The sequence below is a fragment of the Vibrio aquimaris genome, assembly GCF_009363415.1.
GTDB classification, from domain to species: domain Bacteria; phylum Pseudomonadota; class Gammaproteobacteria; order Enterobacterales; family Vibrionaceae; genus Vibrio; species Vibrio aquimaris.
The window spans coordinates 919,197-932,313 of sequence record NZ_CP045351.1 but is presented as its reverse complement, the minus strand read 5'-3'; the positions used below and the strand labels follow the sequence as shown (position 1 = coordinate 932,313).

Sequence of the window (13,117 nt, the reverse complement as noted above, 5' to 3'; positions counted from 1 at the left end):
AACATCTAGTCAAAGCATAATACCAGTCGACGTTAGTTGACTGGTATTTTATCTTATAAATAGCATACCTGATTAATACTGAGATTAAACGCCCTCACCTCTACCTTTCATTAAGCTGTCTCCGTCACTTTCAGCAAAACAAGTTAATTACTTTTATTCGATGTTAGAAAATATCGACCATCATTCATATACTTAAAATTGACAATAGATTTCTTGGCATTATCTCACCCGCCAAGGAAAAGCTCGTAACAGTGCTAAATTGGAGGTCTCTTGATTACTTTCATGCTCAATCAAGAAGTCAAACAAGAACATCAAATTTCACCCAATATGACGGTGTTGCAATACTTAAGATCGCATATCTATAAAACGGGAACTAAAGAAGGGTGCGCATCTGGAGACTGTGGTGCTTGCACCGCAGTTTTGGCTGAAGTCAAACACGGTCAACTCCAATATCGTTCAATTAACACTTGTATTACATTCGTATCTTCATTACACGGAAAACAGCTCATTACTGTTGAAGATTTGCGTCAAGGCGATCTGTTACACCCTGTTCAGCAAGCCATGATTGAGAATCACGGCTCTCAGTGTGGATATTGCACCCCTGGTTTTATCATGTCGATGTTTGCACTTGTCAAAAACAAACCCAGCGCTAACAAACAAGAAATCATAGAATCTCTGGCAGGAAACTTGTGTCGCTGCACAGGCTACAGAAGCATACTAGATTCAGCGCTTTCTCTTAGGTCTAACCAACCCTTAGTCGATCATTTTTCTGTCAATGAAAAGAGAACCATTTTGCAACTCAAGAGACTAAACCAAGAATCCGCATCACTAACATATGGTGAACTCAAAGCCTACCTGCCACGCACCATTAAAGAACTTGCCAAAGTTTACAGTGTAAACCCCTCTGCCAAGTTGGTTGCAGGAGGTACGGACCTCGCTCTCGAAGTTACTCAACAACATAAAGAAATTGAAACTCTAATTTGCTTACACCTGGTCGAAGATATGAAAGTATGCTTTGAAAAAGAAGGGATGCTTCACATTGGTGCCAACACCAATATCACTGATGCAGCGCAAGCACTAGTATGGCTGTTTCCTGACTTTAACGAACTGTTACATCGATTCGCCTCTTCGCAAATACGCAACTTGGGTACATTGGGTGGTAACATTGCTAATGCCTCACCTATTGGTGATATTGCCCCGCCCTTCATCGCGCTAAATGCCAAGCTAAAGCTGCGTTGTGGTAATAAAACTCGGACTTTACCTCTCGAAGACTTCTTTGTCCGTTATAAAATAACAGCACTACAAAAAAGCGAGTTCATTGAGCAGATCCAAATCCCCAAACTTAGAAAGCAGGATTTTTTCCGCGCCTACAAACTTTCCAAACGTCTAGATGATGACATCTCTGCAGTCTGTGGTGCTTTCAATATTGAAGTAAACGATAGCAAAGTCGTCAGTGCTCGAGTCGCTTTTGGTGGAATGGCTGAAATTCCCAAACGGGCCATTCAATGCGAAAGAGCCCTAATAGGTAATATATGGAGTCAGGAGACGATTGACTCTGCGATGGCTTCATTGAGCAAAGATTTCAGGCCAATGAGCGATTTTCGAGCCAGTAAGGAATATCGTTCAATAACTGCGGCAAACATGCTTCAACGGCTATTTATCGAATATAACTATCTCAGCAGTCAAATTGAAACCCGAGTGACCACCTATGTCTAAATTATACAAAAAAATGCTCAAAACTGGCGTGGGTAAAAGCGTCGAACACGACAGTGCTACCAAACAGGTAACGGGCGAGGCCACTTATGTTGATGACCGACTTGAATATCCCAATCAGCTGCATGTGTATATAGGGACAAGCACACAAGCCCACGCAAAAATAACAAAACTAGATACTTCTTCTTGCTATGGTTTTGCAGGCGTCGCATGCGTCATTACACAGCAAAATATTCTAGGAGACATAGACATAGGCGCAATTTTACCCGGAGACCCTTTACTTGCAGACGGTGAAGTCCAATATTATGGCCAACCCATTTTTGCAATCGCCGCCAATTCAATCGATACAGCGAGAGAAGCAGCACAAGCTGTTACTATTGAGTATCAACCTCTTCCACCTCAATTGGACGTTAAACAGGCACTAAAACAAAAGCAGTTTGTCAGCGAAAGTCATCAGCAGGCACGAGGAAACCTACAACGCGCCTTTAAGCGTGCCAAACACATCATCGAAGGTGAGCTTGAAATTGGTGGTCAAGAGCATTTTTATCTTGAAACACAAGTAAGCAGCGCGATACCTACAGAAGATGGCGGAATGCAAGTCTTCTCATCAACCCAAAATCCAACAGAAGTGCAGCATAAAGTCGCTCAGGTTCTCAATTTACCAATCAACAAGGTGGTGATTGAAATACGCAGGATGGGCGGCGGCTTTGGTGGAAAAGAAACACAAGCGGCGATACCTGCGTGCATTGCCGCTGTAATTGCCAATCTCACTCAACGGCCAACCAAACTGCGTCTTCCGCGCATGGAAGATATGATAATCACTGGAAAAAGGCACCCTTTCTATAATCAGTATAAGGTGGGATTTAATGATGAGGGTGTAATAGAAGGTATCGACCTTGTTGTTTCCGGTGATTGTGGGTTCTCGCCAGATTTATCCAGTTCAATTGTCGACCGCGCGATGTTTCACTCAGATAACGCTTATTATCTCGGTGCTGCAAGTGTTACTGGCCACAGATGTATGACGAACAAGGCCTCCAATACCGCCTTTCGAGGCTTTGGTGGGCCCCAAGGAATGATGACAATAGAACACATCATGGATGAAATCGCCCATTACCTGAAAAAAGATCCCCTAGACATCCGCAAAGCTAATTATTACGGTGGCCAAGGTCGAAACATCACCCATTACCATCAAAAAGTTGAAGATAATTGCCTAGCAAGTATTACCAATAAGCTAGTTAAAGATTGTAAATATCAAGCTCGCCGCAAGTCTATTAATCAATACAACAAACAAAGCCCGATTCTTAAAAAAGGCCTAGCCATTACACCAGTGAAGTTTGGCATTTCCTTTACAGCTAAATTTTTAAATCAAGCTGGTGCTCTTATCCATATATACACTGACGGCAGTATTCATCTTAACCATGGTGGTACTGAAATGGGACAAGGCCTCAATACAAAAATAGCGCAGATTGTCGCAGAAGAGTTTCAGGTTGAAATAAAACGCATTCAAATTACAGCCACAAATACCGACAAGGTTCCAAATACCTCCCCTACTGCGGCATCTTCAGGTACTGATCTCAACGGAAAAGCCGCGCAAAATGCCGCTAAGACAATAAAGCAGCGGCTGATTAAGTTTGCCTCAAAGCACTTTAAGGTAATGCCGAAAGAGGTGGCATTTAAAAACGGTCATGTCATGGCTGGTAAAAAGCAGATGACATTTGATGCCTTAGTTCAATTAGCCTATTTCAACCAGATCTCGCTGTCGAGCACAGGCTTTTATCGCACACCAAAAATCCACTATGACCATGACAGAGCGCGTGGTCGTCCTTTCTATTATTATGCCTATGGCGCAGCATGCTCGGAAGTAATTATTGATACCTTGACTGGCGAATACAAACTACTGCGAGTGGACATTCTGCATGATGTTGGAGCGTCACTGAATCCAGCAATAGACATAGGACAAATTGAAGGTGGCTTTATTCAAGGCGTTGGATGGCTTACTACCGAAGAATTATGCTGGGATGGGCAAGGACGTTTAACAACAAACGGACCTGCAAGTTACAAAATTCCTGCTATCTCCGATATGCCATTGGAGTTTAATACGCAATTACTTCAAAACCACGCCAACTCAGAAGACACCGTCTATCATTCAAAAGCGGTCGGCGAGCCTCCTTTTATGCTTGCTATTTCTGTATGGAGCGCATTAAGAAATGCCATTACTTATGCTGTACCTAAAGGGCCAGCGCCACAATTAAATACCCCGGCAACGCCTGAGCGGGTGTTAATGGCGATTCATAGGGCAAAAAATGCCAGTGCCTGAGGCCTTAAATAGGTAATCAGCTAAGGAGAAAACCATGTACAGCGACAATTGGATTCACGAATTAGCCAAACTAGAACAAAATCAACAACCTTGTGTAATGGTAACTGTACTGGAAACAACAGGTTCTGTACCAAGAAATGCGGGAACCAAAATGCTGATTACCGAAGATAGATTGATCGCAACCATTGGAGGTGGCCACCTTGAACACTTGGCAACACAGATCGCGCGCGACATGCTCTCTGTTGGCCAAACATCCCCAAAAATAGAGCGGTTTAATCTTGGTGCCAAATTAGGCCAATGCTGTGGAGGCGTTGCAACCTTAAGTTTTGAACCGATCGGTTTTCACTCAAAAGCTTTGGTCATTTTTGGTGCTGGACACGTCTCCCAAGCTCTTATACATGTTGTGTCGACGCTCCCATTCCATATCACTTGGATTGACCAGCGTAGTGACATCTTTCCTGACTTAGTCCCAAGTAATGTGACAAAGGTTGTCTCTGATGACCCTGTTTTTGAAGTCCGAGAGCAAGCTGCCCAAAGCTACTACCTAGTCATGACACACAACCATCAGCTCGATTTCGATCTGACAAAAGCCATATTGGACCGAGCTGACAGCCTATACCTTGGCGTCATCGGTTCAAAATCGAAACGAAAACGATTCCATATGCGCTTAGCTCAGCGAGGGTACTCAAAGCAACAAATCCATTCTCTTACCTGCCCGATTGGCATAAGTGAAATCAGCGGTAAGCACCCTGCCGAAATAGCTGTGTCTGTTGCTGGAGAGCTGATAACGCACTACCAAGGTAGTGCTAAACATCTGCAATTCGCTGAAAAAAATGAGAAAAGTGGCAGTTCAGCACCAGAAAAAATCGCCTAATTACCGACTGCAGCCAAGAAAGGAAGTCTATATGGCAAGTCAACGCAAAGCATATCGCGCGAGCATCCTGCATTGTATCGCCGATCCCAAAGACGTCGGTCTCGACAACTGTTATGAGTTTTTTGAAGATGGTCTTATCGTCATTGAAGATGGATACATAGTCGATATTGGCGAGTCAAATAAACTAATGAAAATGCTGTCAACAAGAATTCCCATCCAAGAGTATGAGAATAAACTCATTACCTCAGGCTTTATCGACACTCATATTCATTATCCTCAAATTGGGATTATCGCTTCCTATGGTGAACAGTTACTCGATTGGTTAGAAAACTACACTTTTCCAGAAGAAATGCGTTTTAGCGATCCTCAATACGCTAGAGATAAGGCCAACTTATTTTTCCAACAGCTGATGAATAACGGAACCACGACAGCCTTAGTTTTTGGTACCATACATAAACAATCTGTAGATATTTTTTTCGAAGAGGCACATAAGCGACGCTTACGAATGATCGCGGGAAAAGTGCTCATGGACCAAAATGCTCCCCCAGAACTAACCGATACTCCAGAGTCTGCTTATCAAGACTCAAAAGCATTAATTGAAAAATGGCACAACAAAGACAGGCTTCTCTATGCAGTTACACCTCGTTTTGCCCCCACCAGCAGTCCACAACAACTTAAAATGGCGGGTAAACTGTTAAAAGAATTCCCAGATGTTTATATGCATACGCACCTATCTGAAAACCTTAAAGAGATTGATTGGGTAAAAGCGCTTTTCCCTGAACGCGCTGGCTATCTTGATGTCTATGATCATTATGGTCTTTTGCATAAGCGTTCCGTCTTTGCTCATGGAGTTCACCTATCGGAGCATGAATGCCAGCGCCTCGCACAAACTCATTCATCGGTTGCGTTTTGCCCAACTTCAAACCTTTTTCTCGGTTCAGGCTTATTCAACCTTTCCAAGCTAGAAAGTCATCAAGTCCGAGTCGGTATGGGGACCGACGTAGGCGCAGGCACCAGCTTCTCTCTATTACAAACCATGAATGAAGCATACAAAATCATGCAGCTTCAGCAAGAGAAACTACATCCACTAAAGTCGCTCTATTTGGCAACGCTAGGAGGAGCAAAAGCGCTGCACCTAGAAGATAAAATAGGCAACCTCAAAGTCGGTAAAGAAGCGGACTTTGTTGTGCTCGATCTACACGCAACGTCGCTGTTTACGATGAGAATGAAGCAAGCCAAAACGCTAGAAGAGCGATTGTTTGTACTTATGATGCTTGGAGATGAACGCAACATACATCAAACCTACATTATGGGAGAAAAAGCCTTTCAAACAGGCTCGATAGGCGATTAATAAATTTAGACGAAAACTCCAAAATAAGAACTCGGTCAGTATCAGTATTTTTTATTCTTATAAGTATCTATAAAACATTAACTTATCTTTTGGCGATGGTCGGCATAAAATTTGCCAATTACTTGATACTGGCGGTATTTATTATGTCTGAAAAGATTAGATTACTGAATCCTCAACAAGCTCACTTTCTCGACACAGGGGGAGGAAATAGTGTCTATCAGGAGTTCACGGGACTGCAAGATTACGATATGATCCAGTTTAACTGGGTACTGCACCACTTTATTGCTCATTCCTATGCAGAAACCCACGCTCTAGAGCTAGAAGGACTGAGATCAGCCTACAATATGCTTGGATCTGAGGGCATAGTGATCATCTTTGAAAACTTCTATGAAGGGAAAGAGCATACCAATTCACCAGGAAAGCTAATTTACCAGTTAACCTCATCTAAGCTACTCAAGCCTGTTACTTCTGCGCTCGGTGCTAACACAGCAGGAGTGGGTGTCTGCTTCAACTCTGAGTTACACTGGCGAGAGGCAATTGATAAAAGCAGGTTTCAACAGCATCTTCTCAGCACACTGCTATGATTTGGGCACCCTCATTTAAGAAACGGATACTTGGCATCGAAAACCAGCGTGTCGGTATGTTAGTGGGTATAAAGACTCGCTAAACGAATGGTCGAAAGAAGCTTACCCTCGATGATGGGCATGCTTATCGAGTATGCCCTTTAACCATTCCAATTTAAAAGGCTTACCAAGAACATTACTGAACCCTTGTTCCAAGTATTGCTCCACATCATTATCAAACGTGTTAGCAGTTAGGGCAATAATTGGTGTATTTGGCGCAAGGCCTTCAGACTTGATTCGCTTTACAGCTTCTAGGCCATCCATTACAGGCATCTGTATATCCATAAAGATGATGTCGAAGCTTTGCTGACGCAATACATCGAGACATTCTTGCCCATTGTTGACCGTTGTTGTTTCTGCGCTCAATGTCGACAACATTTTTTCCGCCACTATTTGATTCATGCGAATATCTTCCACCAGCATGACTGAGATCTTTCTTTGCTCAGGCTGTGCTTCAGCATTGTTATTGTTACTGTCAGAAGTGGACACTGATAACATCACTTCCTCTTGTAAATGATCGATCAAATTTAACAAATTATAAGGCTTACTTAGCAATCTCGTGTTATCTAACAAAGGCATAGTAGTGTTCAGATGACCATAGACCAATATAGAATCAGGCTTGGTCTCAGCGAATTGATTAAGTTGATCACCCAATTGCTCTCCATTGCTAAGGTAATACAATAATGTCGAGCCTTGCGGATCATAAAGGCCCAAAGCGTCTAATTCTCGAATTATCAATGAGCGTACACCTTGGTGACTGGCAATAACTTGTACCGATTTCTTTTCCCATAACGGGTTCAGCAAAGGCTTTTCTTCAATTATCTGTGTAGGTATGTTGACGACGAACTCGCTGCCTTGCCCGAGTTCACTGCTTACTTGTATTCTACCGCCAAACATAGAGACTAAAGATTGACAGATGGATAGCCCAAGTCCCGTTCCTCCATACTTTCGTGTGATCGATTCATCAGCTTGAGTAAATTCTTGAAACACTTTGTCAAGCTGCTCCTGGGTCATCCCTATACCACTATCTTTCACACAAATGTTGAGTTGAGTTTGGTCCTCTTGCTTCACAATAGAGATGGATAAGTCAACAAATCCCTTCTCGGTGAACTTAAGGGCGTTATAACCTAAATTATTGATAATTTGTACAAGCTTGGTTTTATCTGAACGAATTTTATAATTGCTTGTTAGGCCTGTACTATAAAAAACCTCTACATCACGCTGCTTATCAAAATTCACAAATACGGTTTTGGACACATCAATAAGCTCGCTGATATAAAAGTCACCGTAAGATATCGCCGAACGACCTTTTTCTATTTTGCTCAAATCCAAAACATTGTTGATAAGCTTTAGAAGATGTTCACCCGAGCTATTGATCATAGCGATAAAATGGCGTGTCTGCTCATCTAATGATCGATAATACTCCTTTTGACTCAAGCCAATAATCGCATTAAGAGGCGTGCGCATTTCATGCGACATATTGGCCAAGAAGCGAGCTTTAGCACTTGCGCTTTGCTCAGCATTTTTTTTAGCTTCCTCCATGATTTTTGTTTTATTTTCTAGAGCTTTCCCCAAACGTATTTGGTTCAAGTACATCCAGGAAATCACACCAATCATTAACATTGAACACAAAAGGATAATGCCCAAATAAACGTACTGCTTGTTGTAAAATGACTCTTTAAAATCAAGGAATTCCGCCTGCCTGTGCTGAACGCTGTTCACAAATCCCGCCAGATAGGCGTTCAGTCGCTTGTAGGATCTATCAAACAAAACGATGACACTTTGAGCGCTTTGTATATCACCCAAAGTGAGCTTGTCTATACCGTCAAAAGCTTGAGCGATTTGGTCATTGATCTGCTTGAGTTCATTGACATCACCATAATCAGAGTGCAAGTCAAGCGTTCTTTCTGCGAGTAAATCATGATAGATGCTCGCTCGAAACACTTTAGATTTGAACTTGAGCTGTGCTAGATGTTTTTTGTCCCTATGAGAAGTATAGGTAAGGATGGCTGCCTTTACAGTTAGCAACTTAGTTTTTGCGGTGATATTATTGTTAATGATGGTGACATAGGGCTCTGGTGTCACCTCTTTTATTTTCGATACTGAGAAAAAAACGTAAACAATAACCGCCACTAAAACAAGACAAAGTGCCGAGATAATAGCAACGAAGTGTCGACCTCTTTCCCAGAAACTCTCGCTCATGTAAGTTACTCGACGATCAAATCGCGCACCTGCCAAACTGACAATGCATAGTACATGTCTTTATCTAACTCTGGGTATTCTGCAAACGGAAAAATGATGAAGAAAGGCCCTTTTCCATCAATGGTCATTTTAATACCGTCTTCATGAGTGGCAAGTAATACGCCGTACTTTCTGATATCTGCTATTGGGATAGTAGCCACATAGTCATCCCAAGCAACCACTTTAAGTGACGACCCTTTGGCTCCGACATAATCCAGCAAAGCACTCAGTTTGGGCCCTTTATATTCGAGCGCTTTTGCAACAACATGGTTGTGAGTTGTGATGCTTCCCTGCTCTAGCTGTTTGATCATCTTACTGTCAAATTCAACGCCATCCGGGCTATTAGACTCAGTGATCTTGCCAGATACCCAGAGTATTGGCTCTCCTTCTGGAGCAGGCAGGGCTGCAACCACATTGGCAAACAGCAATCCCATACTCATCAAACTGACAAAAACGGCTTGGCGCATAGTAACCTCTCAGAAATGATACAGGTTTCATTTTCAAGACTTATGACTTTGTCTTTCAGTATAGACGAATATTAGGCCATACTTAGCGAGTCTGCTTGATTCAACTGATTGATGCCAAATACAAAACATCAACATACCACGACAACATCTAAAACGAATTTACTCCTTCTCCGGCCTCTCTTGCACCGCCCATACTCCAATAAGAGTACGTTCTTCATCTGTCATTTGAGTAGTATTCCCTGGTGGCATCACCTTGCTCTGAACCGACTGGCTGACGATAGAGGGGATGTGATGCAAAATGTCTTGTGGCGAATCAAACACCACACCAGCAGGCGCGGTTGAAAATAAAGGGTGGGAAGGTTCGGCAGAATGACAAACTGCGCAGCGCAGCTGAATAACATCATTGACCTCCTCAAAGTTAATAAGCCCCATTTCCACATCATCCACGCTCGCCATAGCGATACCATGAGTTTTCTGCTTTGCGTTGCCTGTGTATTTATATGGCGAGGAAACGAAGGCCAATATAATCATTCCCAGTGCAGCTGCAGGGATAAGCCAAACAAACTTCTGACTGAGATGACGAGTATTAAAATAATGGCGCAGCATAATACCCACAACAGATAAACCGGCCAAAATAGCCCAGTTAAAGCTTGAGCCATAAGTACTAGAAAAGTGATTACTGATCATAATAAATAGGACAGGAAGCGTCATGTAATTGTTGTGCCTAGAACGAAGTAATGCTTTTGCAGGCAATGCGGGATCAGGTGGGCGCTGCTCTTGTATCGCCTTAACCAAATCACGCTGAGCTGGCATGATAACCCTAAAGACGTTACCAACCATAATAGTGCCTATCATAGCGCCAATATGAATATAAGCTCCACGCCCGCTAAACACCTGAACCATGCCATAACTGGTAGCAACAAAGAAAGCAAACAGGACCAATGCCAACATTATCGGTGTGCGCCTAAGTGCAGAGTCACACACTGCATCATAAACAAACCATCCCACAACAAGAGATAGGATACCGACCGCCACCGAGCTGGATGCCGAAAGCTTCGAGTCGGGGGCCATAAGATAAAGCTCTGCATTAAAATAGTAGATAACACACATGAGCAGCATGCCCGTTATCCACGTAAAATAGGCCTCCCATTTAAACCAATGCAAACGCTCTGGCATGTTGTTCGGGGCGAGCTGATATTTTTCAAGATGGTAGATACCACCACCATGAATAGCCCACAAATCGCCCGCTAATCCTTGTTTTGGATTAACGCGATTAAGATTATTTTCCAACCAAACAAAATAGAAAGAGGCACCAATCCAAGCAATACCCACCACCATATGAGCCCAACGAATTGCTAAATTTAGCCACTCTGTGATGTGAGGATCCATAGTGAGCTCCTGTTTAACGCCAGCTTAATCCTAATAAAGTGGAAGAAGGGATCGATTCTTTGTGCAACTCAACCGCACCGCCATCACATGCTTTAGTCTCACAATTATCCCCGGCCCCATCTCGATCAATAACCAGTAATTGATCCCGTTCCACCAATGCGAGTAAAGGGAAGTGCCAAACGCCTTTGAAATAGTTCACCCCTTGATGGCCATTGGTGACAAATGCCCTAATTTTAGAAGACTTTGGGCTATCACCTTTTGGTGCAACAAGGATTAAAAACGGGTTTCCTAGAAGTGGGATAAAAGCCTGCGATCCAAGTGGATGACGCTCCAGTGAATCAATGATTAGTGGAAAGCTTGGGATACGTGCTTTGAAGATACTGATAATGGCCTCCCCACCTTCATCCAGCACATCCGCTGTCGCAAGCTTATGGTAGCGGTGCGCAAGGCCATTATTGATACTGGTGTACTGGCGGTTATCGATCTCAATCACGTCACCAAAGGTAGCAAACTCTTGGGATGTGAGCGTCTCAACAATTAACCGTCTTGATTTAATCACCATCGCTTTACCACCTTTACGCCTTGGTACCAAATAAACGTAAGCGGCTGATGCCTCCATCCGGAAAAATATTTAATCGTACGTGAGTCACAGGCCCCAAACCCACCACTTCTGCGGTAAATTCATGAATATCATCGGCGTTGAGTTTTTGAGGAGGTAATAACTCAGACCAAAGCGCGCTTTGGCTTATCAATGCCTCGCCTGTCTCATCTTCAACATAAGCAGCTTGAATCGAGCAATAGTCGGGAAAATTACCTTTAAAATGTCCTGTATCCACCACGACACACTCGATATTTCCGGCGTGTCCCAACTCGACAAGTACCCAATCGTTACCCGGCGTTCTTCTGCGAGCCGTTTCCCAACCATCTCCCATATTTTCGCCTCGCCCAACTCCCAAAATATTGGATTTATTGCCGTAATGTTGGTCACTGCATGCCAATGCGCGGCCACCATTTTCAACCGCTGCAAGATCAACCCTTTGCCTTTGATCCAAGCCTTGCCAATCGACGCTGGGGCGGCCATAAACTCGTAAACGAGCGACACCACCATCAGGATAAATGTTGAGACGTAAGTGAGTATATACTTCGTCACTATCGATTTTCTCTATGTGGTGACTATTACCATATAACGTCATTTTAGGTAGGATTTCTCGCCATTGAGTTAGCGCACACGGATCGCCATCAGGCCAATAGCAGGCATCAATTGATGCTGCAGGCGGAAAGTTTCCGGTAAAAAAGGAGGTATCGATATCTACGCCTGCAACCACTCCAATTAAGCCAAGGCGCACAATACAAAAATCATGGCCTTCTTCACGTTTACGGCGACTTTCCCAGCCATCCATCCATTTTCCATTTTCATCGTAAACGCCTTCTCGCCATTTGGGATCAGCCCGCTGTATTAAACGACTTTTATCCGCAAAGAAGTCATCCGTGGCATAAATCACCTGAGCACCAAGCTTCTCATCAGCAAGATTAATATAATGTTCAACGTCTAATGACATGGCGGTACCCTCACCAATCTACTTGCACATCAGTGCTTGTTTACCAGAGTTCAGAAAGTGGCTCATTTACATATCTCGTAAACGAAATAGCGCAATCTTATTCACTTCTTCAAGAGCTAGAGCAAATTCAAACTCAGGTTCATTATCAATTCTGGTTTTAAAGCCATCGATAATTTGTGCTTTATTCGCCCCCCTCACAGCCATAATGAAGGGAAAATTAAAGCGGCTTTTGTATCTATCATTTAACTCAGTAAATAACTTAAACTCCTCCAAAGTACATTGGCTAAGTCCAGCCCCTGCTTGCTCTTTGTGAGAAGAATGACTCAATTGCTTCTCTATTGCAGCCCGTCCTGCTAAATCTGGATGGGCGCAAATAACACCAAGCTGCTTGTTTCTATCAGCTTGTATTAGTACTTGGGCCATACGTTGGTGTAAGAACTCAATGTCATCGTCTTTTTCGCTTAGCCCTTGTTGGTAAGAAGACTTCGCAATCCAAGGGCTGTGCTCATACACCTCACCAAACTGATCAACAAATTCATTCAAGGACATGCTTGAAGGCGTGCATGAACTAAAGTGGGTCATC

Annotated in this window: 11 protein-coding genes; 5 read left to right on the top strand and 6 right to left on the bottom strand. The window is 43.2% G+C overall.

The genetic code is table 11. From position 1 onward, the window contains the following. The first annotated feature begins 282 nt into the window (after positions 1 to 282). From xdhA to FIV01_RS18550, 5 genes are all read left to right on the top strand, one after another. Positions 283 to 1,716 (top strand): xanthine dehydrogenase small subunit, encoded by a 1,434-nt coding sequence (xdhA, locus tag FIV01_RS18570; protein WP_172971893.1) that lies wholly within the window; start codon positions 283 to 285, stop codon positions 1,714 to 1,716. Continuing rightward, positions 1,709 to 4,030, top strand: a complete 2,322-nt coding sequence (gene xdhB / locus FIV01_RS18565; RefSeq protein ID WP_152432441.1) for a xanthine dehydrogenase molybdopterin binding subunit — start codon at positions 1,709 to 1,711, stop codon at positions 4,028 to 4,030. Before xdhA ends, xdhB begins: the two co-directional genes overlap by 8 nt. Positions 4,031 to 4,064: 34 nt before the next feature. Then, positions 4,065 to 4,904, top strand: coding sequence for a xanthine dehydrogenase accessory protein XdhC (gene xdhC, locus FIV01_RS18560; RefSeq protein ID WP_152432440.1), 840 nt, complete (start codon positions 4,065 to 4,067; stop codon positions 4,902 to 4,904). Positions 4,905 to 4,935: 31 nt separating this feature from the next. Continuing rightward, positions 4,936 to 6,255: a guanine deaminase gene (guaD, locus tag FIV01_RS18555; protein WP_152432439.1), complete on the top strand. Its 1,320-nt coding sequence runs from the start codon at positions 4,936 to 4,938 to the stop codon at positions 6,253 to 6,255. A 143-nt stretch (positions 6,256 to 6,398) separates the two neighbouring features. Further along, on the top strand, positions 6,399 to 6,839 hold the full coding sequence (locus tag FIV01_RS18550) for a hypothetical protein (protein WP_152432438.1): 441 nt from the start codon (positions 6,399 to 6,401) through the stop codon (positions 6,837 to 6,839). A 102-nt stretch (positions 6,840 to 6,941) separates the two neighbouring features. Here the strand turns inward: FIV01_RS18550 and FIV01_RS18545 are convergent, their stop codons facing one another. From FIV01_RS18545 to uraD, 6 genes are all read right to left on the bottom strand, one after another. Then, on the bottom strand, positions 6,942 to 9,080 hold the full coding sequence (locus tag FIV01_RS18545) for an ATP-binding protein (RefSeq protein WP_152432437.1): 2,139 nt from the start codon (positions 9,078 to 9,080) through the stop codon (positions 6,942 to 6,944). Positions 9,081 to 9,085: 5 nt separating this feature from the next. Then, complete coding sequence (locus FIV01_RS18540) at positions 9,086 to 9,586, bottom strand: putative pterin-binding protein (protein WP_152432436.1); 501 nt, start codon at positions 9,584 to 9,586, stop codon at positions 9,086 to 9,088. Positions 9,587 to 9,745: 159 nt separating this feature from the next. Next, entirely contained in the window at positions 9,746 to 10,975 is a 1,230-nt protein-coding gene (locus tag FIV01_RS18535; RefSeq protein WP_152432435.1) for a urate hydroxylase PuuD, read from the bottom strand. A 13-nt stretch (positions 10,976 to 10,988) separates the two neighbouring features. Then, positions 10,989 to 11,537 carry an ureidoglycolate lyase gene (locus FIV01_RS18530; RefSeq protein WP_152432434.1) on the bottom strand — a complete coding sequence of 183 codons (549 nt, stop codon included), beginning with the start codon at positions 11,535 to 11,537 and terminating at the stop codon, positions 10,989 to 10,991. Positions 11,538 to 11,550: 13 nt separating this feature from the next. After that, the gene (alc, locus tag FIV01_RS18525; protein ID WP_152432433.1) at positions 11,551 to 12,534 is read right to left on the bottom strand and encodes an allantoicase; all 984 of its coding nucleotides are present in this window, start codon (positions 12,532 to 12,534) and stop codon (positions 11,551 to 11,553) included. A 66-nt stretch (positions 12,535 to 12,600) separates the two neighbouring features. Then, positions 12,601 to 13,116: a 2-oxo-4-hydroxy-4-carboxy-5-ureidoimidazoline decarboxylase gene (gene uraD, locus FIV01_RS18520; RefSeq protein WP_152432432.1), complete on the bottom strand. Its 516-nt coding sequence runs from the start codon at positions 13,114 to 13,116 to the stop codon at positions 12,601 to 12,603. Between the last annotated feature and the right edge of the window lies 1 nt (position 13,117).

Coding starts and splice junctions, on each gene's coding strand:
- xdhA (WP_172971893.1), top strand. CDS start 283: ATGCTCAATCAAGAAGTCAAACAAGAACATCAAATTTCACCCAATATG.
- xdhB (WP_152432441.1), top strand. CDS start 1,709: ATGTCTAAATTATACAAAAAAATGCTCAAAACTGGCGTGGGTAAAAGC.
- xdhC (WP_152432440.1), top strand. CDS start 4,065: ATGTACAGCGACAATTGGATTCACGAATTAGCCAAACTAGAACAAAAT.
- guaD (WP_152432439.1), top strand. CDS start 4,936: ATGGCAAGTCAACGCAAAGCATATCGCGCGAGCATCCTGCATTGTATC.
- FIV01_RS18550 (WP_152432438.1), top strand. CDS start 6,399: ATGTCTGAAAAGATTAGATTACTGAATCCTCAACAAGCTCACTTTCTC.
- FIV01_RS18545 (WP_152432437.1), bottom strand. CDS start 9,080: ATGAGCGAGAGTTTCTGGGAAAGAGGTCGACACTTCGTTGCTATTATC.
- FIV01_RS18540 (WP_152432436.1), bottom strand. CDS start 9,586: ATGCGCCAAGCCGTTTTTGTCAGTTTGATGAGTATGGGATTGCTGTTT.
- FIV01_RS18535 (WP_152432435.1), bottom strand. CDS start 10,975: ATGGATCCTCACATCACAGAGTGGCTAAATTTAGCAATTCGTTGGGCT.
- FIV01_RS18530 (WP_152432434.1), bottom strand. CDS start 11,537: ATGGTGATTAAATCAAGACGGTTAATTGTTGAGACGCTCACATCCCAA.
- alc (WP_152432433.1), bottom strand. CDS start 12,534: ATGTCATTAGACGTTGAACATTATATTAATCTTGCTGATGAGAAGCTT.
- uraD (WP_152432432.1), bottom strand. CDS start 13,116: ATGACCCACTTTAGTTCATGCACGCCTTCAAGCATGTCCTTGAATGAA.